Source organism: Nocardia sp. NPDC051911, assembly GCF_040681035.1.
GTDB classification, from domain to species: Bacteria; Actinomycetota; Actinomycetes; order Mycobacteriales; family Mycobacteriaceae; genus Nocardia; species Nocardia sichangensis.
On the sequence record NZ_JBFAXY010000041.1, the window covers coordinates 26560 to 49813 of the forward strand.

Below are 23254 nucleotides of genomic sequence, written 5' to 3' on the forward strand. Positions count from 1 at the left end.
TCCGGTGTTCCAAATATGTACCACTCTGGTACATTTCGATAGAAGAAAGATTAGAACGTGTTCTAGGAGTGGTCAATGGTCGGTCGTCGGTCCGCGCCCACCGCACGCGTGGTGCAGGTCCTGGATTTCTTCGTCGAACAGCGCGGGAAACGCTTCGGGCTCTCCGAGCTCGCCCGCGAACTCGACCTGGCCAAGCCGACCTGCCTGGGCATCCTCACCGAGCTGACCGCGGGCGGCTACCTGATGCGCGACGCCGACACCCGCACCTACGGGCTCGGGCCCGCACTGATCGCGGCGGGCCGGGTGGCGCAGGACAGCTTCGCCATCTCCGCGCTCGCCCGCGTCGAGCTGGACAAACTCTCCGCGCGCTACCACACCACCTGCACCGCGTCCGCGGTCGTCGGCGAGCAGATCATGGTGCTGGAGAGCACCGGACCCGGCCTGGTGAAGGTGGGCGCGGCCTACCATTTCGCACCTCCGGTCGGCCTGATGTACGTGCTCTGGGACACCGACGCGGCGTTCGACGCCTGGCTGGCCAAGCCGCCCGCGGTGCCGTTGCGACAGGACGAGACGCGCCTGCGTCAAGTGGTCGCCGAATGCCGCGAGCGGGGATTCCTGGTGGAGAGCATGACCACCGCGGGACGTCGGCTGTACTCACTGCTGGCCGGGGTCGCCGATCGGGACCTACCCCCTGAGCTGCGCGAACTGGTCGGCGAACTGGTGACGAGCCTCGGCGAGCGGGTGTATCTGGGCGCGGATCTACGGCCGCGCAAGGAGCACGCGGTGAGCCTGCTCGCCGCACCGACCTACGACGGCGACGGCAGGCAGAACATGGTGCTCACGATGTACGTCGGCCGCTCGATCACCGGGGCGGAGATCGCCCGCCGCGGCGCGGCGCTGGTGGACGCCGCTGACGCGGTCACGGCGAACTCGGGCGGACGCAGACCATTGACCGAAGACCGAAACGTGTTCTAGTTTTGCGGTGTGAGCCAGTACGCGAAGTCGACGGCGAGCACCTACGAGCTGCCCCATCTGGACGCGCTCGAGGCCGAGTCGGCGCACATATTCCGTGAAGTGGCAGCGACATTCGAGCGCCCGGTGTTGCTGTTCTCCGGCGGCAAGGATTCGGTGGTGATGCTGCACCTGGCGGCAAAGGCCTTCTGGCCCGCGCCGCTACCGTTCCCGGTGCTGCACATCGACACCGGGCACAATTTCGACGAGGTGATCGCCTATCGCGACGAGACGGTGGCCCGCCTGGGCCTGCGCCTGGTGGTCGGACGGGTGCAGGACGACATCGATGCAGGACGGGTCGTCGAGGAGACCGGGCCGCGCACCTCCCGCAACCGGTTGCAGACGACGACGCTGCTGCGGTCGATCCAGGAGGGCGCGTTCGACGCGGTCTTCGGCGGCGCGCGCCGCGACGAGGAGAAGGCCCGCGCCAAGGAGCGGGTGTTCAGCTTCCGTGACGAGTACGGCCAGTGGGACCCGCGCAGGCAGCGCCCCGAACTGTGGAACCTCTACAACGGCAGGCACCGCGCGGGCGAGCATATTCGCGTCTTCCCGCTGTCGAACTGGACCGAACTGGACATCTGGAGCTACATCGCCGCCGAGGGCATCGAGCTGCCGCCGCTGTACTACGCGCACCGCAGGCCGGTGGTGCAGCGCGACGGAATGCTCTTGGCGCACACCCGCTTTCTCCAGCTGCTCGACGGCGAGGAGCCGTATGAGGCCACCGTCCGTTTCCGCACCGTCGGCGACGCGACCTGCACCGGCTGTGTCGAGTCCACCGCGGCCACACCCGCGGACGTGGTCGCCGAAGTCGCCGCGGCGCGGGTGACCGAGCGCGGCGCCACCCGTGCCGACGACCGCATCTCCGAGGCGGGGATGGAAGACCGCAAACGCGAAGGCTACTTCTGATGACGACCACACTGTTGCGCCTGGCCACCGCGGGCAGCGTCGACGACGGCAAATCGACGCTGATCGGCAGACTGCTGTTCGACTCCAAGACGCTGTTCACCGATCAGCTCGCCGCCGTGGAGCGCACCAGCCGCGACCGCGGCGACGACTACCCTAACCTCGCGCTGCTCACCGACGGCCTGCGCGCCGAACGCGAACAGGGCATCACCATCGACGTGGCGCATCGCTATTTCGCCACGCCCAGAAGAAAGTTCATCATCGCCGACACCCCCGGGCATGTTCAGTACACCCGCAACATGGTGACCGGCGCGTCCACCGCGGACCTGGCGCTGATCCTGGTGGACGCCCGCAAAGGCGTGGTCGAGCAGACCCGCAGGCACGCGTTCCTCGCCAGTTTGCTCGGCATCCCGCACCTGGTGTTGTGCGTGAACAAGATGGACCTGGTCGACTGGTCGCAGGAACGGTTCGAAGAGATTCGCGAGGAGTTCGCGCGGTTCGCCTCCAAACTCGACGTCTCCGACCTGACCTTCGTGCCCGTGTCGGCGCTGCACGGCGACAACATCGTGCACCGGGGCGCGAGCATGCCGTGGTACGAGGGCACTCCCCTGCTGCATCACCTCGAAGAGGTGCACATCGCCTCCGACCGCAACCTGATCGATTCCCGCTTCCCGGTGCAGTACGTCACCCGCAACCATGCCCAGGACTTCCGCGGCTACGCGGGCACGGTGGCGGGCGGGGTGTTCAAACCGGGCGACGAAGTGGCGGTGCTGCCGTCGGGTTTCACCACGACGGTGCAGGCGATCTGGGGGCCGGGTGGCACGCCTGTCGCGGAAGCGTTTCCGCCGCAGGCGGTCACCATCCAGCTCGCCGACGAGCTGGACATCTCCCGCGGCGACCTGATCTGCCGCCCGAACAACCGCCCGAACACCGGGCGCGATTTGGACGCGATGGTGTGCTGGTTCGCCGAGGAAACCCAGCTCACGCCCGGCGCGACCTACACCATCCGGCACACCACCCGCGCGGCCACCGCCGAGGTGCGCTCCCTGGACTACCGGCTGGATGTCAACACCCTGCACCGCGACGAGCACGCGGAGACGTTGTCGCTCAACGAGATCGGCCGCGTCCAGCTGCGCACCCGCCAGCCCTTGCTGTTCGACCCGTACCGGCGCAACCGCGCCACCGGCAGCTTCATCCTGGTCGACGACACCACGAACAACACCGTCGCGGCGGGCATGATCACCGGTCCGAGCCTGCCGTCCTCCCGGGTGGTCTGGCACTCCACCGCTGTCGAGCGCGACGAGCGCGCCACCCGTGGCCTGACGGTCTGGCTCACCGGGCTGTCGGGCTCCGGAAAGTCCACCGTCGCTGTGGAACTGGAGCGCAGGTTGGTGGCGGCGGGCCGCCCGGCGTTCCTCCTCGACGGCGACAACCTGCGCCACGGCCTCAACTCCGATCTCGGATTCAGCGCGGCCGATCGGGAAGAGAACGTCCGCCGGGTCGGCGAAGTAGCGAAACTGTTCGCCGAAGCCGGTGTGGTAGCGGTCGTTTCGCTGATCAGCCCCTACCGCGCCGACCGCGACCGCGCCCGTGCCGCCCACGAAGCGGCGGGCATCCCGTTCCTGGAGGTGTTCGTCGACACGCCGCTGTCGGAGTGCGAAGCGCGCGACCCGAAAGGCATGTACGCCAAAGCCCGTGCGGGTGAGATCCGCGGCTTCACCGGCATCGACGCCCCTTACGAAGCGCCGACCGAAGCCGAGATCGTCCTGCGGCCCGACCACGGCGACCCGGCGGCGATGGCCGCGACGATCATCGCGCGGTTGAGCCGATTGGATTGATCCCGCATCGGCGCCTACTATCCGGAGATAAGCGGCGGTGCAGGCGCCCATCTCCGGATATACCGCGTCAGCCTGATCGGCACGGCGCCATCGCAGTCAGCGGACGATGTGCGCGCTCGGAACGATGTACCGGATGCGGTCGGTGTTGTGTGGCTCAGCTTTGAGATCGACCACCGTCGAGTCGCCGACCTGTTCGACGAGGTCCACGCCGATCTCGACGGGCACCGGGTAGGCCGAGTCCGACCCCAAGTCGTCGGGTGCGCCAAAGATCCACACTTTGTCGATCAAGCTGTGCGTCACCCCCTCAGCGTCGGTGAACTCTACCTCGATGACGCCCGGCTGAGTATCCGACACCCATCGAACGGCGTTCCCCCATATCATGGCCATTTGATCAGTATGCCAGCGATCCCCTGCGGCACGAAACGCGAACGCTTCCACCGACCGGCACCAGCAGCCTGCCAGCGGATCCCCGATCACAGCTACCTAGGGCAATATTGTCGTCTCGGCTGTTCATCCGTAATTCGTTGCGCTATTGTGCCTTCAGCGATACGTGGGGTTGGCATGGGGGATAGTGTGCAATCATGAGCTTGTTGATCAACGATGTGAGCTTCTCCTATGGAGCGCGATCGGTGCTACGCGGCGTGACGTGGGAGCTCGAGCAAGGTGTGGCGATGCTCCTCGGCTCCAACGGCGCAGGCAAGTCAACTTTGCTCGGACTGGTCGCAACCAAGTTCGCTCTGACGGACGGCGACATCACCGCCGACGGACGTTCTTGGTCCGACCCACGCGATCTGGGAGCCATCCGGCGTCGCATCGGGTGGGTGCCACAGGCATTGGACGTGGATCGCGCGATGCGTGTGCGGGATTTCGTGTCCTACTGCGGATGGTTACGCGGCATGTCCAGTCGGGAATCAGTCGCGGCAGCAAGCCGAGCGTTGGAGCGGATGGATCTCGGAGCGCGCGCGAACGACCGGATTCGGCACCTGTCCGGGGGCATGCAACGCCGGGCGCTGATTGCTGCGGGGATCGTGCATTCACCGTCGCTTCTGATCCTCGATGAACCGACAGCTGGGCTGGATCCGAAACATCGCCATTCCCTGAACACGATGATCCGTGCCTACGGCCGCGAGGGGGCCGTCGTATTGGTATCCACCCACATTTCCGAGGACACCGAAGCAGCGGACCAGGTTGGCATCATCAGCGACGGACTATTGGTTGCCAACGACACACCGGCTGGTCTCCAAGCAACATACGGTTCAGTCTCGCAGGCATACATGGAACTGGCATCCGACGAGGAAGATGCTGGAGCGGTGTCCGCGTGAGAAATTTCGTGACTTACCTCGCAGGTGGACGCCCGATTACCGCATCGGCGACCCTTGCGGTGTTTGCGCTGTCTCTCGCCTTCATGCAAATCGCAGATCCCATGGAACAATTTAGTGGATACTGGCCCGGGATCGATGTCTCAGCCGCGAGCCGCACCCTGATGGTCGGCGTGGGAGTCGCCGCTATTTCGGCGTGGGTGTCGCAACGATGGCCGCTCCCACTTCGCATGGATACGTCGGCACGAAGTGGATTGCAAATCGCGCTGCGCGACCTGATCCGCCTGTATGCGGTGGTCATCGCGCTGTTCTTCATCGACTACGCGATTCTCGTCGTCTACCGATTCACCGGTGATGGCGCCGGATCTCCAAAGATTCCGGTCGTGATAGATGGTGCCGTGTGGCTTTTGTTCTGCGTCACGGTGGGATGGGCAATCGGCACCGTGGTGCGGAAGGCTGCCGCGGTCTTCATTGCGACGGCTGCCATGCTGTTACTGTCGGTAGGGTCGGTCATGGCGAATGACGGGCATATCGGATTTCCGTTGCTCGCCGGTCGGCAACTGGCCTCGCTGCCATCGTATGCCGTCGAGCTGTCGCCTGATTCCACGGTGACAATCGCCGGTGTAGTCACCACTTTGCTCGTCGTGGTATCGATCCTCGCCGCAACGACCCTGCGCCGACGTTCGCGGGCGACCACCGGTGCAACACTCGCCGTCGCGGTCGTGATCCCGATCGCAGCCTCGGTAGTCACAGGCGGGAATGCCTGGCTCCAACCTCGGGCCGCCGCGGCCGAACCCATCTGTGTCGGCACAGAATTGCAAGTGTGCTCTTGGGCAGAGGACACTCAGCGGCTGGCCGCATTGGAACACGCGCTACCCCGACTTACCTCGGCCATGCGAAACACGGGCTACCCACCCCCTCGACGACTCAGCGTATCCGGCGCGACCACCGACGCGACGGCGAAGATCTGCCCCTTCCGCACGGTGCAAGAAGGTATCGTCAACATATTGGGCCGGGTACCGGTGGAAAGCACGTCATGTATCGGCTCGGAGCAGCCGAAACAATGCCCCGGCGATGCCACACTGCGGGCGGACTTCCTGGCCCTGAACCAAATATACATGCGATGGCTCACCAATTTCCCACTCGAGGGGGACCGCCTGGTCTCGCGCTACAGCGATGGAAGTCCAACGGATGAGTACGTTGCCGCTGAGCGTGTGCGCGATTGGCCGCTGGAAAACCAGTTCGCTTATATGTCGAAAGCATATCGAGCTATCGTGGACTGCGACACCATATCGGTGGCCAGTCTGCTTGAGAGCGCCGGGCATCGGTGATGCCGCTCGGCCAGTACCTCCGTATGCGAACAACGATAGATGCTGCGCCCTTCGTCATCGCGTGTTTCCCGCTGATCGCGCTTGCAAATCAGCAGATACCGAGGCTCTACGGGCTAGAACACGGCGTCGGCATCAGCCCTGCTCGCCTTGTCCCGATCATCCTGGCCGGAGCATTAGTCGTCGCCACAGGCTCACGCCTCGGCGAATCGCATGAGCACACGATATCCAGCAAACGTTTTGTGCGAGAACGTGCACAAGTACTGTCTCTAGCAGTCACTTCGGCGGCATCGATAATCTGCGCGATCCGTCTGCAAGACATCCCGCTGGGAGGCGTCATACGCGCAGGCTTCGACACCTCACTCTTCTTCGGAATCGGCCTGTTGGCTTGCTTATATCTACCCAGGATGGTGGCACTGACGTTATGCATGATCACAGCGTGGTCGATCCAGACGCTGCCGTGGTGGTGGACTTTTTCCCCCGGAACGTGGACTGATATGAGGGGGTTCACCACTCCCCTCGCCCTCGGATCGATATCGTTGCTCACATTCGGTCTCGGCTCGATCATGTGGCTCACCCAGGTGCCGCGAGCCCACTCCACGCTCTGGGAGCGTTGGGCACACTAGGCAATACCTTCAGTGTCTTCGAGCGGCTGAGCGACTGGAATACTCCAGAAACCTCCGCCTCGCACGTGACGGCAACTCGTAACCTGGTCGGCGCGCGGACATGCCGGCTTCCGGCTTTGATCGAGCAGGCAATTTTTCGAAGAGGTTGGCACGCAGTACATTTCGATTGACAGTCGACCAGCCCTGCGATACCTTCAGTTCGGCGCTCTCGTCGGAGCGCCTCAACTGGGAGGGTTTACGGGGGGTTCGCCGATGATCGACCTTTACGTAAACGTCACACGTGAAGGCGGACATTGATGAAGGTCATCAGTACTATTGCGGTTTTCTGCAGTATCGCCACACTGGCATTCGGGGGCGAAACAGCTACGGCAACTGAGGCTGTTGCACAGCCGGTGCCATCACCGTTCGAGTGTAAGTCGGATCGCAAGAGTGACACCGACATAGAGGTGCGGTGCTATAACCTCAGTTCCGAAAGAACCTACCGCATTCGGGTTTCGATCGACTGCTCGTATCAGCCCGACCCGAGCCATGTATTCACTATTTCGAGGAATGACGACGCTCGGGTCACGCTGTCATGCAAGAAGCCAGGCAGCGCACGTGGCACATTCAAATACGAGGTCATCCAATGAACAGTGAATATCAACGAATGCGTAGCCACGGAAAACACCGCGCGGCCGAGGATCGGTTGGATTAGATGATTCGGAAAATACTCTCCACGATCCTCCTTTTCGTCGCCTTAGTCGCCACCGGTTCGACAGAAGGCCCCGCGCTGGCGACACCAGGTGTCGACGGACCACCCTTCGTTGCGGCTGGCGGGTACTACCCCGTCGGTCTGGGTTACTACCGTGGCGGGTCCAGCTTAGAGCCCAGAGACGTCGACGTGAAGATACGGGACGGCCTGGTGCAAGTGACCCATGGTGTATCGATTCACCGGGACGCCTCGAAGGTCGAACGCTTCGGTGGAGCTTACGCGGTGATGAGCATCCCCTCGACGCTGAGGATCACCCAACGTGAAAATGGGCGGGACAAAGAACACTTCGAGATCGCTCCCGCTGAACCGATGACCTTCGAGAATTACAAGGCCGAACTCCGACGTGTCGAGCTCAAGCTCGCCCAGCGCGTGGGTTGATATCGGGTCGGGTCGGGTCGGTTCCGTTCAGGGGTACCGACCCGACCAGATCGGATGCGTTGTACACGCTCGCTCATCCAGGTGCACTCGAATCCGGCGGTTAGAAACATTATGGGAGCAACCGCGGCGGACGGTGGGGAAGCTTTCGGCGACTAAGCGATCCGCTGCGGTGTGAGAGTCGCAGATCGTCGGTCGAGACACGCGGGGCCGATCCGGGTCGGTTGGTCGCTTGCGCTATCGGGCGGCGAACCGCCGTTTAGGACGCCAGTGCCGCGGCAAGAAGTTCGCGTCGCGCAGCGTCTGAGCCAACATGATCGCATCCTCGAGGGCGGTCACGACTCACTCACCATGGTCGGTGAGGCGCTGCAGCAGGAGGTGCACTGCGTCGATGTCGCTGAGCACGAGCTCCACCGCGCCCGGCCACTCCACGGCTGGGCACGCTGCACCGACGGCAGCTGGGTCGGCTCGGTCGAGCTCCTGGCCGCATGGTCACGCCGACCGCCACGGCAGGAGCCGACGAACCGCCTTTCGTCCCGAGGTGATGTGCGGGGGTTTCGACATCAGGGAATCCTTGCCCCGAATACACCACCCGAACGCCACCCACCGGTCGTCGTCATCGGTGATCACATACTCTTCGGCGCCCCCGAGAATGATCGCCTCGACCGCCGCGGCCGCCTGGGACGGCTTGTCCTCGAATTGGACTTCGTAGTCGGCGATGGCGCGGACGCACCAGCCCGTTTCGATGCGCACCGCGGCGTCACCCATATCCACCAGCTTGATGTGTGGGTTGGCCCCGCACACTTCGGCTTCCGTCGACGAGGATCCGCTGGATAGCACCAGAGTGCCGGGATTCGAAAACGTCTGGATGGCGTAACGCTCGGCGATGGCAAACACCTCCGAGCAGAACATCTCCCATTCCGTCCCACTCACCCCGGCCTCCCAGCCCATTCGCGATCTTGCCCCGCCTCGACACTACTTACCGCACGAATTCACCACCGTGTCCTTTTCATCCGCCTTCCGCCATCGCCCGACCCCGCCCCAGCACATCGGGATACCGCCGCAGATGCGTACCCCCGTTGAGATTGATTGCCGCCCCACTCATCCAGGCTGCCTTGTCCAACGACAGGAACACCGCGACATCCGCGATCTCCGCCGCGCGCCTGCTACGCCCCAGCGGAGTGTTCTCGAGCTACTCCTCCTCGTCGCCACGCATGGCGTAGGCAGGCGGTGACAACCGCCTGCCTATGACTTCCAGCCGATCAACCGAGCGCGCTGAAGAACTCGCGGATGTCGCCGATCAGTAGGTCCGGCACCTCGAGGGCCGGGAAATGGCCGCTGGAGTAGAACTCCGACCAGTGGGTGATGTTGTGGGTTCGTTCGGCGAAGCGGCGGATGGCGTAGTCGCCGTCCTTGAACACCACGACGCCGGTCGGCCGTGCGATCACCGGAGTCGGCGCCGCCGCCGTGCTGCCCAACACCCTTTCGGTCCTGCTGCACGCCGTCCCCGACCGAACGCAAGGGGGCAAGGGTTTCGGCGTGCTGCGCACCGGGCTGGGCATCGTGCCGCTGACCGTCCCGATCATCCTCGGCGCACGACACGCCGGACGCGTCTCGGGACGCATCGGCCTCGACGCGACCATCGCGCTGGCCTTCGCGTTCGTCGGCTGCGGACTGCTCGGACTGTCCACCAGCGGCACACAGACGTCCTACATCGCGTACGCGGCATGGCTCGTAGTCACCGGAACCGGTGTGGCACTGGCACTTCCGACGCTGTCCGGCGCCATCGCCGGTGCGCTGCCGCCGGACATCCGCGCCCGGCCATTCTCCGCACACCGTGGCCGAAGCCCTCGCCTCGACTGCCCCCGATCGCGCCACCGAAGTGATAACGGCGTTCGTCTCGGGCGCGGACGCCGGACTCCGCGCGATCGGCGTGACCGTAGTCGTCCTCGGCGGGCTGGTGGTGCTGCAGTCTGCGCTGTCCCGGCGGAGGGGGCCCGTCGCCGGTTGATCAGCGGACGATATCGACATATCGGGTGCGGTAGTCCGACAACCATCGAACAGCTTTCCCCCAAATAGCCGCCATCAGCTCAATATGCGGGCCGATTCAGCGCTCTGCCCAGTGCGCTGCGCAACCACCGGTCGCCGTGTCAGCACCGGCAGCCGACCAGCGGATACCTCTGCACGGGTTACGGGCGTCCGCCTACAGCATCACTCGGTAGCCCAATCAGCTTGTGGCCGGGTTGATGACGTGAGCGAGGTTGTCCAGCAGCTGATTCCAGCCGAAGCGGATGCCGGCCACGGCCGGTTCCGAGCCCGGGGTCGGGTCGGACACGTCGATCTGTAGGTCGACGCGGGTGCCGCCGGTGACGCTGGTCAACTCGAGGAGATGGTCGGCCCGGAACAACGGGGTCCCGTTGCCGTCCAGCGGTGACAACTCGAACCGGAGCCGTTCGAGTGGAACGACTTCGAGGTAGCGCCCGGCGCTGGAATACAGCGCACCGTCGCCCTCGCGGAGCACGATCGACAGGGCGCCCCCGACGACCGGCCGCAGGACGCAGTCGGCGACCTCGAAATGCGCTGGGTGCCACCACCGGCGCGCCAGATCGGGCGAGGTCCACCACTCCCACACCGTCGCCGGCGGCGCCGACAGCGTCCGATGGAATTCGTGCGCCGACAACAGCTCGGCGGCGATTGCCACCCGGTATTCCGCGAGCACCGACTCCGATGGATGGTCGGCCTCGAATCCCGCCAGCCACTGTCGCAGCTCGCGCAGCGGACCCCGGCGCAGGGCGTAGATGCGGCGCTGCCCGAGCGGTTCCATTACTACCAGGCCCGCGCGCTGGAGCGCCTGGAGATGTTTGGTCGTCTGCGGTTGTCTCAGGCCGAGTGCGGTAGCGATCTCGCCGACCGGACGCGGCGCGGCGTTCAGCAACTCCACGATCCGCATACGGTTCGGTTCGGCCAGAGCGGCGAATAGTGCGGGGTCCATTGACCAAGCATGCCTCCTCAGATATATTCCTTTCAAGGAATACTTCTGAATCAGGAGCACGACATGTCCGAGCAGATCCGCATCGAACGCGACTACCCCGCCACCGCCCAGGCGATCTGGGAACTGTGGACCACCCCGGCGGGCATCGAGAAGTGGTGGGCGCCCGACGGTTTCACCGTCCGCGTCGACCAGCTCGACCTGCGCCCTGGCGGCGAACTGGTCTACACGATGACCGCGACCGCCCCCGAGCAGATCGAATTCATGCGATCCGCGGGCATGCCACTGTCGACCGAGTCCCGCAAGACGTTCACCGAGATCGACGGCCCCGACCGGCTCGCCTACACCTCCCTGGCCGACTTCATCCCCGGCGTCGAGCCGTACGAATTCCTCACCACCGTCGAGCTCGAGCCGACCGACGCGGGCGTCCGCGTGGTCATGACCGTCGACGCCATGCACGACGACGTCTGGACTCAGCGCCTCACCCAGGGACGGGAGAACGAGCTCGCCAACCTCGCCGCCATCGTCTCCGGCGGCTAGTTGCGGACCGGACAACCGAACCGGGACCAGCAGCGCGGGCAGCTTCGACGCGGCCTTCAACGCACCACGTCGACTGATCAGTGGGCTCACAAGAACGTATCGGGCGCGGGCGGTGTGATGGGCTCGGACTGACGTCGATCACCGTCGCCTCGAGCCATACCGCAGTCCACCCCTGCCTCGGGCAGCATGAACCTATGGTGCGAGCACTACGGGATGCGGAGATCACCGAACTGCTGGACGCGGATGTCGTCGCGCGGTTGGTGACCATCGACCCGGATGGCTATCCGCTTCGTGCTGTTGCTCCGCGATGCCGAGGCAATTTACGGCCCGTCGTGACGACGGGCCGGTAGTTCGCGGAGCACGCGACGGTTGCCGATCGGCGGGTCAATGGCGGTCCGGTGGACGCGGATACTTGGAAGGGCGCATCCGGCCCGTGAGCCGAAGGGCCTCGACCGCCGCGCATTTCCACGAGCATTCGTTGGCATCGCATTCCAAATGCACCTGCATGAGCGCGTGCGCATCGCCGGGAGCGAATTCCGGGCCGTCTCTCGGCTCTACCGCAGGCCAACCCAATGGCGGCCAGCCCAGCAGGCACAGTTGCTCATGGCCCACACGTTCGGCGATGTGATAGACGCTCGGACCACGCAACGGCTTCCGCCACCATCGGCTCGCCGCCAAGAAGACCGTCAGCAGCACCGCGACCGCAGCCGCCCCCACCATCAGGGCTACGCCGAACTCGGACCAGCCGGACATCAAACGCCCACCCCGCTCCCCGACGATCCGAACGGCGGCCACCGGTGCCCACGTTCCCACATCTGTTCGGGCGCAACGACAATCAGCGCCACCTCCTCCGTGAGCGCACGCCTGGCAGTCCAGATGTGCTCCCGGGTCGGAGCGATGACGGCGGAAGCGCCCACCCGGCGGATCGCCTGTACGAGCAGCAGCGTCGGCATCAGCGCATCGCGATCCACGACCAGCACTTCCGGTTCGGGATAGCCCTTTCGTTCGGCTAGCGCCCGAATTGCGCGCTCCTCAGCTGTGTGATCACTGCCGGACCGATCCAGCCTGATGTAGCCGAGCGCGATTTCCGCCATGTCCACCCCTCGATTGGTTGGTTGGTATGGCACCCGGCGCCGGGGACTGCGAACCTCCCGCGGAGTCATAGCGGCCCAGAAGGTACCCGGCTTAGGAACCGGCTCACCCGGCGCCGAGGCCGGATCAAGAAGACCCCGCGGAGACGAGCCCGCGAAAGGCGTGCGTCTACGGGGAATGTGTGCAAAGGGGGTGTGCGTAGTTGCCCGATCCTGGCGCCGCTCGTTCAGCCCGTGTCACACTCGAGGACATGGGGCGGAATCCTAAGCTGCCGAATCGCCAGCTGGCAGAATTACTCGAGGAAACCCGAATTAGCCGAAAAGGCCTGGCTCGTAGAGTTGTGGAGCGTGGACACAGTGTGGGCGTCGAACTCTTTTATGACCACACATCGGTAGGCAGATGGCTGGCTGGCGAGCAACCGAATACACCAGTTCCTGAATTGATCGCGGAAGTCCTGACGGAACTCATTGGTCGTCGGCTCGTTCCGTCAGACTGTGGCATGTCGCGTGGCCAGGAGTCAGCCGATCTGGGCCTGGAGTTTTCATTGAGTCTTGCCGAGGCGACGGCCGCTGCGACCGCGTTATGGAGGAGTGATGTGGAGCGCCGCCGATTCCTAACCGGTGCTTCGTATGCCGTGGCCGTCTACCCGGCTGCGTCAATGCGATGGCTGACCATGCGGGAAGCGGAGCATCCGATGTCCGGCAGCGGTGGCCGACTGATCGGACAATCCGACGTCGCTGCGGTCCGAACGATGACGGCAGCGTTCCGAGACCTCGACAATCGTGTCGGTGGCGGCAAGGTCCGCTCGACAATCGTGCACTATCTGCACAGCTCAGTTGCACCGCTGCTGCACGGGAGTTACACGGAACCGATCGGCCGGCAGTTGTTCGCCGTCACTGCCGAACTGACCAAGCTCGCAGGCTGGGCAGCTTATGATCTCGAACAGCACGGTCTCGCTCAGCGGTATCTGATCCAAGCACTGAGAATGTCCCGGGCAGCAGGCGATGCGGGCCTAGGTGCCGAAATCCTCGCCGCGATGAGCCACCAAGCAACCTACGTCGGGCGCGCAGGCGACGCTATCGACCTGGCCCGCGCAGCCCAGATCACCGCGCGCACAGCTGGGCTTCCGGCGCTCGAATCCGAATGCCATCTGGTCGAAGCGCATGGGCATGCCGCGCGCGCGGACGGATCCTCTTGCGCGGCTTCGCTCAATGCAGCCGAGGCCGCCTTCGGGCGAGCGGACGGCGCGCGGCCACCGTGGCTCGACTATTTCGATCATGCATATATGTCGGCGAAGATCGCTCACTGTTTTCGCGACCTCGGTGACCACGCGCGGACGGCTCAGTTTGCGAAACAATCCTTGAAGATGTCGGAAGGGTATACCCGCGGACGTGCGTTCAATCTTTGCCTGCTGGCATCCGCCCTCGTCGATGGCGATCCACACGAAGCTGTCCGACTCGGTACTGAAGCGCTCGAACTCGTCAGTGGGTTGCGATCCCAACGCACAATTGCTTACCTGCGTGATTTGTGCAGTCGCCTTTCTACACACGCGGCGCTGCCCGATGTCGCAGAGTTCCGACAGCAGGTCAGGACGATCGCTAGGCGGGCAGGCTGAGTGCTCGGTACACCGCGACCACCGTTGCGGCGCCAACGATCTCGCCCCGCCCGATCATCCGTTCCGCTTCCTCGAGTGCAATCCAGCGGATCTCCTCGGCCTCGTTGATGTCCGGCTGGGTGTCGGTCAAGCACGCCCCACGGGCCAGGTAGATCTCCTGCGGTTGATCCAGCGTGCCGATGGCCGGTTGATAGGTGACCAGATGCTCCATGGTGTTCGGACGCCAGCCGGTCTCCTCTTCGACCTCCCGTGCCGCGGCGGTCGCTACGTCCTCGGCACCGTCGACATAACCGCCCGGGAGTTCCCATACCCAACGATCGATGATGAAGCGATGCCGGTACATCAGTAGCGCCTCGCGCTTGTCGTTCAGTACCAACGTCATTGCGCATCGCGGCATCCGCGCAACGTATTGCGTGAACTTCACTCCGTCAGGTAGCTCCACATCCACGGTCGACAATCTGATATGGCGATTCTCGTCCACGAGACGCTCGCCGTGGATAGTCCACTGAGTGCGGTTCACCTGCTCGACGTTATCTCAGTCCGGCGGGCCGCCGACGAGCATCGGTAGTCGTGGCATGACCTCAGGCAGGCGGCGACGACCGCCTGCCCAACGACTCCATTCGAATCAGCCGAGCGACCGGAAGAACTCGCGGATTTCGCCGATCAGCAGCTCCGGCACCTCGAGGGCCGGGAAATGCCCGCCGGAGTAGAACTCCGACCAGTGGGTGATGTTGTGGGTTCGTTCGGCGAAGCGGCGGATGGCGTAGTCGCCGTCCTTGAAGACCGCGACGCCGGTGGGCACGGTGCCCTTCGGTTTCGGGGCGAACATGGTGGCGTCGTGGAAGCGTTCGTAGTACAGGTTCGCGACGCTGCGGGCGGTGTCGGTGAACCAGTAGATGCTCACGGTGGTGAGCAGGCGGTCGATATCGACGGCTTGTTCGGGCAGGTCGTTGGCGCTGTCGGTCCACTCGCAGTATTTCTCCGCGATCCAGCCGAGCAGCCCGGCCGGGGAGTCGGCGAGTAACTGGGCGATGGTGTCGGGGCGGGAACCTTGCAGGTTCATGTAGGCCGAGCCGTCATCCTGGAATTTTTTCATCGCGGCGAGCCGCGCCTGTTCCGCGTCGGTGAGGGCAGCCAGGTCGGCGGGGTCGCCGGTCGGGAAGGTGACCAGTGCGTTGACGTGCACACCGAGCACGTGGTCGGTGTCGATCCGCGCCAGGGCCGGGGCGATGAACGCGCCATGGTCGCCGCCCTGCACGCCGTAGCGGTCGTAGCCGAGGCGAGCCATGAGTTCGGCGAGCGCCGCCGCGATCCGGCCGTCGTTCCAGCCCGTCTCGGTGAGCGGGCCGGAGAAACCGTGGCCGGGCAGCGACGGAATGACCAGGTGGAACGCGGGCGCGTTCGAGTCCGGGTCGGTGAGCGGGCCGATCACGTCGCGGAAGTCGGCCACCGAACTGGGCCAGCCGTGCAGCAACAGCAACGGTGTTGCGTCCTCCCGCGCCGAGCGCACGTGCAGGAAGTGCACGTTCTGGCCGTCGATGGTGGTGGTGAACTGCGGGTAGGCGTTCAGCTCCGACTCGGCCGCACGCCAGTCGAATTTCTCGGCCCAGTACCCGGCCAGCTCCTTCAGGTACGCCGTCGGCACACCGCGCTCCCAGCCGGCGCCCGGCAGCTCATCGATCCAACGGGTACGCGCCAGCCGCAGCCGAAGCTCGTCCAGGTCGGCCTGCGGAATGTCGATACGGAAGGGGCCGATCTCGGTGTTCGTCATGCCGTTGATACTTCGCGTAACGAGGTGGCGGCCGAATCACGAGAAATCACTATTTCCGCGCTTGCCCAGCCCACCGACGAGTAACGCAGAACCCGGGCCGTACCACTATGGCCACGAACCCGCCGGCGCGCTGGTCGGGCCGAGGCCGCGCCCCCGGTCTCGAGTTCGCGAGTGGCACACCACTGCGGCATCGGCCGAGAAGACCTCTCGATGGTGTGCCACTCGCGAACTGGCGTCGAGCGCGCGGTGCGGGCATGATCGCGCCGTGGTCAGCCTTCCGGTGTGCGGCGCGTTTGTGGGGCGGGCCGCTGAGCTCGCGGCGTTGCAGGATGCCTATCGGGACCCGGCGGTGCATACCGTGCTGGTCGGGGGTGAGGCGGGTATCGGCAAGTCGCGGTTGGTCGCGGAGTTCCGGACGCGGCTCGGGGCTCGTACGGTAGTGGCGTACGGAAGGTGCCCGGAATTCGGCGCGAAAGGGGTGCCGTTCACGCCGTTCGTCGCGGTCATGCGCACACTGCTGCGTGACCAGGGCGTGGAGGCGCTCGCGACGCTGCTCCCAGTGCGACCGGCGCTGGCGCGCTGGCTTCCGGAACTGGCGGCGCGGTCGGGCGCGGCGGAGGCCGACACCGACAGGATCCGGTTGTTCGGCGAGATCCTCACCGTGCTGGAACAATTCTCGATGACCAAGCCGCTGTTGGTGGTGCTGGAAGATCTGCACTGGGCCGACGACGCCAGCCTGGAATTGCTCGCCTTCCTGGTGGCCAACATCGCCGAAGGCGATCTGTTCTTGGTCGGCACCCACCGGCCTGCCGATTCCGAGCCGTTGCGCAAGCTGATCGCGAGCCTGCGCCGAGACCCGAGTGTCCGCTTGCTGAATTCAGCACCGCTGACCAGGCACGAGGTCGGCAGGCAATTGGCCGCGCTGCGCGGCAGGGAGCCCGAGCCAGGGACCATCGGGCGGATCTTCGAGCGCAGCAGGGGAATTCCGCTGTACGTCGAGGCACTCGATCCCGCACCGGAGGACACGCCCGCCGAGCTGTCGGAGCTGTTGCTCGATCACCTGTCCGACCTGTCCGATCAGGCCGCGTCGGTGCTGCGGCTCGCGGCGGTGGCCGGGTCACCGGTCCGGCACACCCTGCTGGCGGCCGCCTCCGATCTCCCCGAGGGCGCGCTCGCCACAGCACTGCGTCAGCTGGTCGACCAGCGGCTCCTGGTTTCCACCGACACCGGCTACCAGTTCCGGCACGTTCTCATCCGCGACGCCGTCTACGAAGACCTCCTGCCGGCTGAGCGGCAAGCGATGCACAGCAGACTTTCCCAAGCCCTGGCTACCCGGCGAAGGAAGCCGGGCGCGGACCGATGCCCGGCCGCCGAACTGGCCTACCACGCGCATGCCGCCGGAGAGCTGCCGCTGGCGTTCGAAGCCGCGTGGGACGCCGCAGCGGAGGCGGAAAGGGTGAGCGCGCATCGCGATCAGGTGCACCACCTGGACCGGGTGCTCGGTTTGTGGGACCGCGTACCGGAAGCGGCACATCGGTTGGACGCCGATCGGCTCGACGTCTTGGCAGCGGTCGTGGCCGCGTGTCATCGCGGCGGTGTAGTCGAGCGCGGCATCGCGGCGGCCGACGAGGCGCTGGCCGCCACCGATGCGCGGATCGCCCCGGAGCGTGCCGCGCGCCTGCATTACTACCGCGCCGGACTGCGCAATCAGAGCAGCGGCGGCGGCGAAGACGACCTGCTCGCGGCGCTGACCTATCTTCCTTCGGACCGGCCGACCCTACTGCGCGGTGAAATCCTCGCCGAACTCGCGGCGGTGCGGGTGTTCAGCGGTGCGACAGCGGCCGAGAACGACGCGCGCGCCGCCGTCGAGGTAGCCGAACAGTTACGTGGTGACCCGCCCGTCGACGACACCTCGCCGGTCACGGCATCGTCGCTCCGCGCGCCGGGCGCGGTCGCAACGAACCCGGGCGGGGGCGTCGAAGCAGAGGACACGGCTGGTGCGGACGCCGCGAGGCACCGGCGGCATTCGAGCGTCCTTCGCGAGGACCGGAGCGCCGCGTCGCTGGCCGCGCGTGCCCACGCCTATCTCGGGCTGGCCGCCGCGAGCCGTCCCGACGTCGCCATGACCCATTTCGAGCAGGCGCATGCCGCCGCTGATGCTGCGGGAAATCCGGGCACCTTGCTGACCGTGGTGCTGTGGGAGACGGCGCTGCTGGTGTCGGCGGGCGCCGACGAGGCGGCCATCGCGGCGATCCAGCAGGGGTTGCGCGCCGCGCACGAGAGCTACCGGTTCGCCGAGGCCGCGCCGATCCTGCTGGTCAAGTGGGCGCAAGCGCTCACCGCGCTGGGTCGTTGGAACGAGGCTCTCGATCTGATCGATGAGTCGCTCACCGAGCAGTTGCCCCCGTTGAGCACCGCCGCGCTGCTGCTGTGTCACGCGCGGATCGTGCTGGCGCGTGGAGACGACCAGGCCGCGGCGGCGAGCGCGGCGAGCGCACAGCCGTTGCTCGGGAATCGGCGCTGGGCCAGGCAATATCAAATCCAGCTGCACACCGTGCAGACCGAGATCGCGCACGCGGCGGGGAATCCGCAGCGTGCCGCCGAGATCGGCGCCGCGACGCTGACCGCGGACGATCTGCTCGCGCACCCGCACGAGGCATGGGCACTGGCCGAGGCGATCGCCCGAACCCGCTGCGCGCCGATGGTTCTCGACTCCGCTCTCGCGAGGCTGCCGGTGACCACCGCGGTCGACGCCGCGTACCGGACTTCCTGCCACGCGGTGCGCAGCGGCCGTCCCGCCGACTGGGCCGCGGCGGTTTCCTCCTGGCAAGCCCTGGGTCGGCCGTACGAGCTGGCGCGCGCCCTGCTCGAAACCGGGCGAGCGGAATTGGCCGCGGGTGATCGCGCGGCGGCACGCGACGCACTGCGGTCGGTCCTCGGGCTTGCGGACGAGTTGGCGGCGGCGCCGCTTGCCGAGCAAGCCAGACAGCTGGCCGACCGCGCCGGCATCGAGCTCGCCGAAGCCGGGAACCGGCCCGCCACGGCCCGGCCAGCGAGCATCTCGGGCCTGACCCCGCGCGAACTCGACGTCCTACGCCTGGTGGCTACGGGCGCGAGCAACCGGCAGATCGCGGCCGAGTTGTTCATCAGCGCCAATACCGCGGGTGTGCATGTCTCGCGGATCCTCACCAAGCTCGGAGCGTCCAGCCGCACCGAGGCGGCCGCGATCGCGCGAGAACGCGGATTGCTCGGCTGCGGATGATGACCACCGGCGGACGACCGAACTGGAGGACGACCAGCCTGGTGGGAGCGTCGGGGAGGACATCGTCCACGACAGCCGGTCCGGCGGCGCACCCGGATACGCATTCGGCAGGGACTACCGGTCCCGCACCCGCACACTGGCCCGTAAGATACAATAAGTCGAACATGTCTCGAAAGGACTGGCTGATGCGGTCGACCTTGTTGTCCCGGCGCGATCTCGAGTTCCTGCTCTACGAGTGGCTGGACGTCGAAGCGCTCACCAAACGCGAGCGGTACGCCGAGCACTCGCGGGAGACCTTCGACGCCGTGCTCGAGCTCAGCGAGCAGCTGGCCACCAAGTATTTCGCGCCGCACAACAAGCTCAACGACGCCAACGAACCCACCTTCGACGGCGAGCGCGTGACCATCATCCCGGAGGTCGGCCAGGCGCTGGCCGCCTTCGCGAAGGCCGGTCTGCCTTCGGCCGCAATGGATTACGAACTGGGCGGCGCCCAGCTGCCCGCGACCGTCGCGCAGGCGAGTTACGCCTGGTTCCAGGCGGCCAACCCGGGTACCGCGGGCTACCCGTTCCTCACGGTGGCCAACGCGAATCTGCTTCTCGCCCACGGCCCGGAACACGTCGAGAAGTTCGTGAAGCCCATGCTCGCGGGCCGCTTCTTCGGCACCATGTGCCTGTCGGAGCCGCAGGCCGGTTCCTCGCTCGCCGACATCGTCACCCGCGCCGAACCGCAGGGCGACGGCACGTATCGCCTGTTCGGCACCAAGATGTGGATCTCGGGCGGCGATCACGAACTCGGCGAGAACATCGTGCACCTGGTGCTGGCCAAGATCCCCGGCGGCCCCGCGGGCACGAAGGGCATCTCGCTGTTCGTGGTGCCCCGGTTCCTGGTCGGCGACGACGGCGCGATCGGTGAGCGCAACGACGTCGCTCTGGCCGGGCTCAACCACAAGATGGGCTACCGCGGCACGGTCAACACCGTGCTGAACTTCGGCGAGGGCCGCTGGACGCCCGGTGGCGCGCCCGGCGCGATCGGCTACCTGGTCGGCGAGCCGCAACGCGGACTGACCTACATGTTCCACATGATGAACGAGGCGCGCATCGGCGTCGGCCTGGTCGCCACCGCCCTCGGCTACACCGGATACCTCGAGTCGCTCGACTACGCCCGCACGCGCACCCAGGGCCGGGCCAAGCTCCCCGCCGACCCGTCCGCGCCGCAGCGGCCGATCATCGAGCACGCCGACGTGAAGCGGATGCTGCTGGCCCAGAAGTCCTATGCCGAAGGCGCGTTGGCGCTGGTGCTCTACTGCGCGCAGTTGGTCGACGAGCAGCGCACCGCCGAATCCGAGGACGAACGCCGCGCGGTCACCCTGCTGCTGGACATCCTGACCCCGATCGCCAAGAGCTGGCCTTCGCAGTGGTGCCTCGAGGCCAACAGCCTCGCCATCCAGGTACTCGGCGGCTACGGCTATACCCGCGAATACAACGTCGAGCAGCACTACCGGGACAACCGGCTCAACCCGATCCACGAGGGCACGCACGGCATCCAAGGCCTGGACCTGCTGGGACGCAAGGTGACCCAGCAGGGTGGCGCGAGCCTGCTCGCGCTCGGGGCCCGGGTGGACGCGACCATCACCGCCGCGCGCGCGGCCGGCGGCGAGGCCGCCGAGCTTGCCGCTCAACTCGATTCGGCGTGGCGGCGTCTGGTCGAGGTGACCGCGGGACTGTTCGCCTCCGGCGACATCGAAGCCGCGCTGGCCAACAGCTCGGTGTACCTGGAAGCGTTCGGGCACACCGTACTGGCCTGGATCTGGCTGGAGCAGTTCCTCGCCACCGCGGACCGATCCGGTGATTTCTACGATGGCAAGCGGCACGCGGCCCGGTTCTTCTATCGTTTCGAATTACCCAAGACCGCACCGGCGCTGGATCTGCTCGCCACCTTGGATACGACCACCTTGCAGATGCGGGACGAGTGGTTCTGAGCACGGCGCGTTTCGATACATGTTCTAAAAGATGTACCATTCCGCGGTGATCGATTCCAGTCAGCGGACCACCCGTCCTCCCGGCCGCCCGGCCTCCGCGACCAGGGAACAGGTCATCGAGCATGCTCGCAGGGCGTTCCTGTCCGGCGAGCGCGTGGACATCCAGGCGATCGCCGGGCAGCTCGGACTCAGCCGCGCCTCGGTCTACCGCTGGTTCGGCTCCCGCGACGGAGTGCTCGGTGCCGTTCTGGCCGGCGAGTTCGAGGCGCTGCTCACCCGCGCCGACGCCCGTCGCCGCTCCACCGGCGCGCGGCGCATCTTGGACGTGCTCTACCGGGTCAACCGCTGGATGACCGACAACGAGCCGTTCCGGCGCTACTTCGAGAACGAGCCGCTGTCCGGCCTGCGCATCCTCACCGCGAGCGACGGGCCGGTACAGCCGCTGGTCGTGGGCACCGTCCAGGAGTTGATCGCGCGCGCCGCCGAAGAGGACGGATACGATCCGCCGCTGGAACCCGCGCTGCTGGCCTACGCGCTCGTCCGGCTCGGTGAGGCGTTCCTGTACAACGACAACGTCGCGGGCATTCGCGGCGACATCGACCGGCTGCACGAGGTCCAGGCGGCGCTGCTGGGCATCCCCGACGCGATCACACCGTGACCGGGGCACTGCTGCACCAGCGTTTTCCCGAGGTGGCCGACACCTTGCCGTTCGTCCGCCTCGGCACCGCTCCGACGCCCGTCCGCCGGTGCGACCTCGGCACCACGGCCCAGCTGTGGTGCAAGGACGAAAGCGGATACGGCGACGGCGAATGGGGCGGCAACAAGGTCCGCAAGCTGGAGTGGCTGCTGCCGGAGGCACGGCGACGGGGCGCGCGCACCATCCTCACCGTTGGCGGCACCGGAACAAACTGGGGGCTCGCCACCGCCCTGTACGGCCGTGCCCAGGGCATCGATACCGAGCTCGCCTTGGTGGACCAGCCGGTCGACGACCACGTGCGCGCGCAACTGCGGCGGCTGGAGAAATCAGGCGCCGCTCTGCATTTCACGCACACCAAACTGCGCACGATCCTCGCGGCGCCCTGGCTGTATCTGCGACGCGTGCGGGGCGGCACGCGTCCGTACTTCCTGCCTGCGGGCGGATCGTCGCCGGTCGGAGCCTTGGGTTACGTCGAGGTGGCGTGCGAACTCGCGGCACAGATCGCGGCGGGTGAGCTGCCCGAGCCGGGGCACATCGTCACCGCGGTCGGATCCGGCGGCACCGCCGCGGGCCTCGCACTCGGCCTGCGCCTGGCCGGACTGCGCACGCGCGTGGTCGGAGTCGTCGTCAACGACACGCTCCCCCTCGACGCGAAGCACATCGTCCGGCTCGCCGGACGGACCGAGCGTCTGCTCCGCGCCCGCGGAGCGCGCTTCGCGCCGACCGGGCTGCGGCCGGAGGACCTCACGCTGACCATCGAATGGCTCGGCCCCGGCTACGGCCACACCACGCCCGCCGCCGTGGATGCCGCACAGCGCGCCGAACGCGCCGGGCTGCACCTGGAGACCGTCTACACCGCCAAAGCGCTCGCGGCCCTGCTCGCTCTGGATCGCGCGGGCTTCTTCGGCGCCGGGCCGGCGCTGTTCCTCAATACCTACGGTCCGCGACCGTAGATTCGCGCGACGCGGCCCGCGGGACCTCGCTTTCGAATCGCTGTGATCCGAATTCGGCCGCCGTAACCCGACGTGGCGTATTAGCCGTACGGCCGCGCATATCGCCAGGTCGGGCCGCGAGGCTCCCGGCGCAATAACATCCTCTGATTTCTCCCGGCGGCGACGCGGGAAAGCGCGCGACCACAACCACACTATCGTCGCTATT

General features: G+C 66.3%; 22 protein-coding genes and 1 pseudogene. 14 read left to right on the plus strand and 9 right to left on the minus strand.

The window, feature by feature from the left end; genetic code table 11:
• Positions 1 to 75 precede the first annotated feature (75 nt).
• The 3 genes from AB0L97_RS34160 to cysC are packed head-to-tail and all read left to right on the plus strand — an operon-like array spanning position 76 to position 3752.
• The gene (locus AB0L97_RS34160; RefSeq protein WP_364437928.1) at positions 76 to 975 is read left to right on the plus strand and encodes a helix-turn-helix domain-containing protein; all 900 of its coding nucleotides are present in this window, start codon (positions 76 to 78) and stop codon (positions 973 to 975) included.
• Between the two features lie 9 nt (positions 976 to 984).
• On the plus strand, positions 985 to 1917 hold the full coding sequence (cysD, locus tag AB0L97_RS34165; RefSeq protein ID WP_364437931.1) for a sulfate adenylyltransferase subunit CysD: 933 nt from the start codon (positions 985 to 987) through the stop codon (positions 1915 to 1917).
• Positions 1917 to 3752 carry an adenylyl-sulfate kinase gene (cysC, locus tag AB0L97_RS34170; protein ID WP_364437934.1) on the plus strand — a complete coding sequence of 612 codons (1836 nt, stop codon included), beginning with the start codon at positions 1917 to 1919 and terminating at the stop codon, positions 3750 to 3752. The genes cysD and cysC overlap by 1 nt, the downstream gene beginning before the upstream one ends.
• Before the next feature lie 96 nt (positions 3753 to 3848).
• Here cysC and AB0L97_RS34175 read toward each other — a convergent pair whose 3' ends face one another.
• The gene (locus AB0L97_RS34175) at positions 3849 to 4190 is read right to left on the minus strand and encodes a hypothetical protein (protein WP_364437937.1); all 342 of its coding nucleotides are present in this window, start codon (positions 4188 to 4190) and stop codon (positions 3849 to 3851) included.
• A gap of 143 nt (positions 4191 to 4333) precedes the next feature.
• On the opposite strand from AB0L97_RS34175, the gene AB0L97_RS34180 reads away from it, so the two are divergent.
• From AB0L97_RS34180 to AB0L97_RS34195, 4 genes are all read left to right on the plus strand, one after another.
• On the plus strand, positions 4334 to 5074 hold the full coding sequence (locus AB0L97_RS34180) for an ATP-binding cassette domain-containing protein (RefSeq protein ID WP_364437940.1): 741 nt from the start codon (positions 4334 to 4336) through the stop codon (positions 5072 to 5074).
• Positions 5071 to 6402, plus strand: coding sequence for a hypothetical protein (locus AB0L97_RS34185; RefSeq protein ID WP_364437943.1), 1332 nt, complete (start codon positions 5071 to 5073; stop codon positions 6400 to 6402). Before AB0L97_RS34180 ends, AB0L97_RS34185 begins: the two co-directional genes overlap by 4 nt.
• Positions 6402 to 7025 (plus strand): hypothetical protein, encoded by a 624-nt coding sequence (locus AB0L97_RS34190; protein WP_364437946.1) that lies wholly within the window; start codon positions 6402 to 6404, stop codon positions 7023 to 7025. The genes AB0L97_RS34185 and AB0L97_RS34190 overlap by 1 nt, the downstream gene beginning before the upstream one ends.
• 694 nt (positions 7026 to 7719) lie before the next feature.
• Entirely contained in the window at positions 7720 to 8154 is a 435-nt protein-coding gene (locus tag AB0L97_RS34195; protein WP_364437949.1) for a hypothetical protein, read from the plus strand.
• A 489-nt stretch (positions 8155 to 8643) separates the two neighbouring features.
• Here AB0L97_RS34195 and AB0L97_RS34200 read toward each other — a convergent pair whose 3' ends face one another.
• From AB0L97_RS34200 to AB0L97_RS34210, 3 genes and pseudogenes are all read right to left on the minus strand, one after another.
• On the minus strand, positions 8644 to 9084 hold the full coding sequence (locus AB0L97_RS34200; RefSeq protein WP_364437952.1) for a hypothetical protein: 441 nt from the start codon (positions 9082 to 9084) through the stop codon (positions 8644 to 8646).
• Between the two features lie 76 nt (positions 9085 to 9160).
• Positions 9161 to 9352, minus strand: a pseudogene (locus tag AB0L97_RS34205) (short-chain dehydrogenase); the annotation flags it as partial.
• Between the two features lie 61 nt (positions 9353 to 9413).
• Complete coding sequence (locus tag AB0L97_RS34210) at positions 9414 to 9632, minus strand: hypothetical protein (RefSeq protein WP_364437955.1); 219 nt, start codon at positions 9630 to 9632, stop codon at positions 9414 to 9416.
• 356 nt (positions 9633 to 9988) lie between these two features.
• On the opposite strand from AB0L97_RS34210, the gene AB0L97_RS34215 reads away from it, so the two are divergent.
• Positions 9989 to 10162, plus strand: coding sequence for a hypothetical protein (locus AB0L97_RS34215; protein ID WP_364437958.1), 174 nt, complete (start codon positions 9989 to 9991; stop codon positions 10160 to 10162).
• A gap of 216 nt (positions 10163 to 10378) precedes the next feature.
• Here AB0L97_RS34215 and AB0L97_RS34220 read toward each other — a convergent pair whose 3' ends face one another.
• Positions 10379 to 11143, minus strand: a complete 765-nt coding sequence (locus tag AB0L97_RS34220) for a metalloregulator ArsR/SmtB family transcription factor (RefSeq protein WP_364437961.1) — start codon at positions 11141 to 11143, stop codon at positions 10379 to 10381.
• Between the two features lie 63 nt (positions 11144 to 11206).
• Here AB0L97_RS34220 and AB0L97_RS34225 point away from each other — a divergent pair, with 63 nt between their 5' ends.
• A complete protein-coding gene (locus AB0L97_RS34225) occupies positions 11207 to 11680 on the plus strand; it encodes an SRPBCC domain-containing protein (protein WP_355158435.1) in 474 nt (157 codons plus the stop codon).
• A gap of 384 nt (positions 11681 to 12064) precedes the next feature.
• On the opposite strand, the gene AB0L97_RS34230 is transcribed toward AB0L97_RS34225, so the two are convergent.
• Both AB0L97_RS34230 and AB0L97_RS34235 read right to left on the minus strand, forming a co-directional pair.
• Positions 12065 to 12433 carry a hypothetical protein gene (locus tag AB0L97_RS34230; RefSeq protein ID WP_364437965.1) on the minus strand — a complete coding sequence of 123 codons (369 nt, stop codon included), beginning with the start codon at positions 12431 to 12433 and terminating at the stop codon, positions 12065 to 12067.
• Positions 12433 to 12774, minus strand: coding sequence for a hypothetical protein (locus AB0L97_RS34235; RefSeq protein ID WP_364437968.1), 342 nt, complete (start codon positions 12772 to 12774; stop codon positions 12433 to 12435). The genes AB0L97_RS34230 and AB0L97_RS34235 overlap by 1 nt, the downstream gene beginning before the upstream one ends.
• Before the next feature lie 356 nt (positions 12775 to 13130).
• Between AB0L97_RS34235 and AB0L97_RS34240 the strand changes: the two genes are divergently transcribed.
• Positions 13131 to 14387 (plus strand): hypothetical protein, encoded by a 1257-nt coding sequence (locus AB0L97_RS34240; RefSeq protein WP_364437971.1) that lies wholly within the window; start codon positions 13131 to 13133, stop codon positions 14385 to 14387.
• Here AB0L97_RS34240 and AB0L97_RS34245 read toward each other — a convergent pair.
• Both AB0L97_RS34245 and AB0L97_RS34250 read right to left on the minus strand, forming a co-directional pair.
• Positions 14371 to 14868: an NUDIX hydrolase gene (locus tag AB0L97_RS34245; RefSeq protein WP_364437974.1), complete on the minus strand. Its 498-nt coding sequence runs from the start codon at positions 14866 to 14868 to the stop codon at positions 14371 to 14373. The genes AB0L97_RS34240 and AB0L97_RS34245 overlap by 17 nt on opposite strands.
• A 144-nt stretch (positions 14869 to 15012) precedes the next feature.
• Positions 15013 to 16158, minus strand: a complete 1146-nt coding sequence (locus AB0L97_RS34250; RefSeq protein ID WP_364437977.1) for an epoxide hydrolase family protein — start codon at positions 16156 to 16158, stop codon at positions 15013 to 15015.
• A 265-nt stretch (positions 16159 to 16423) separates the two neighbouring features.
• On the opposite strand from AB0L97_RS34250, the gene AB0L97_RS34255 reads away from it, so the two are divergent.
• The 4 genes from AB0L97_RS34255 (at position 16424) to AB0L97_RS34270 (ending at position 23049) form a co-directional block, all read left to right on the plus strand.
• A complete protein-coding gene (locus tag AB0L97_RS34255; RefSeq protein WP_364437980.1) occupies positions 16424 to 19420 on the plus strand; it encodes an AAA family ATPase in 2997 nt (998 codons plus the stop codon).
• Between the two features lie 185 nt (positions 19421 to 19605).
• The gene (locus AB0L97_RS34260; protein WP_364437983.1) at positions 19606 to 21399 is read left to right on the plus strand and encodes an acyl-CoA dehydrogenase; all 1794 of its coding nucleotides are present in this window, start codon (positions 19606 to 19608) and stop codon (positions 21397 to 21399) included.
• Positions 21400 to 21445: 46 nt separating this feature from the next.
• Positions 21446 to 22057 (plus strand): QsdR family transcriptional regulator, encoded by a 612-nt coding sequence (locus tag AB0L97_RS34265; RefSeq protein ID WP_356969632.1) that lies wholly within the window; start codon positions 21446 to 21448, stop codon positions 22055 to 22057.
• Positions 22054 to 23049: a pyridoxal-phosphate dependent enzyme gene (locus AB0L97_RS34270; protein WP_364437987.1), complete on the plus strand. Its 996-nt coding sequence runs from the start codon at positions 22054 to 22056 to the stop codon at positions 23047 to 23049. The genes AB0L97_RS34265 and AB0L97_RS34270 overlap by 4 nt, the downstream gene beginning before the upstream one ends.
• The last annotated feature ends 205 nt before the right edge of the window (positions 23050 to 23254 follow it).

Coding starts and splice junctions, on each gene's coding strand:
- AB0L97_RS34160 (WP_364437928.1), top strand. CDS start 76: ATGGTCGGTCGTCGGTCCGCGCCCACCGCACGCGTGGTGCAGGTCCTG.
- cysC (WP_364437934.1), top strand. CDS start 1,917: ATGACGACCACACTGTTGCGCCTGGCCACCGCGGGCAGCGTCGACGAC.
- AB0L97_RS34180 (WP_364437940.1), top strand. CDS start 4,334: ATGAGCTTGTTGATCAACGATGTGAGCTTCTCCTATGGAGCGCGATCG.
- AB0L97_RS34190 (WP_364437946.1), top strand. CDS start 6,402: ATGCCGCTCGGCCAGTACCTCCGTATGCGAACAACGATAGATGCTGCG.
- AB0L97_RS34195 (WP_364437949.1), top strand. CDS start 7,720: ATGATTCGGAAAATACTCTCCACGATCCTCCTTTTCGTCGCCTTAGTC.
- AB0L97_RS34220 (WP_364437961.1), bottom strand. CDS start 11,143: ATGGACCCCGCACTATTCGCCGCTCTGGCCGAACCGAACCGTATGCGG.
- AB0L97_RS34225 (WP_355158435.1), top strand. CDS start 11,207: ATGTCCGAGCAGATCCGCATCGAACGCGACTACCCCGCCACCGCCCAG.
- AB0L97_RS34230 (WP_364437965.1), bottom strand. CDS start 12,433: ATGTCCGGCTGGTCCGAGTTCGGCGTAGCCCTGATGGTGGGGGCGGCT.
- AB0L97_RS34235 (WP_364437968.1), bottom strand. CDS start 12,774: ATGGCGGAAATCGCGCTCGGCTACATCAGGCTGGATCGGTCCGGCAGT.
- AB0L97_RS34250 (WP_364437977.1), bottom strand. CDS start 16,158: ATGACGAACACCGAGATCGGCCCCTTCCGTATCGACATTCCGCAGGCC.
- AB0L97_RS34260 (WP_364437983.1), top strand. CDS start 19,606: ATGCGGTCGACCTTGTTGTCCCGGCGCGATCTCGAGTTCCTGCTCTAC.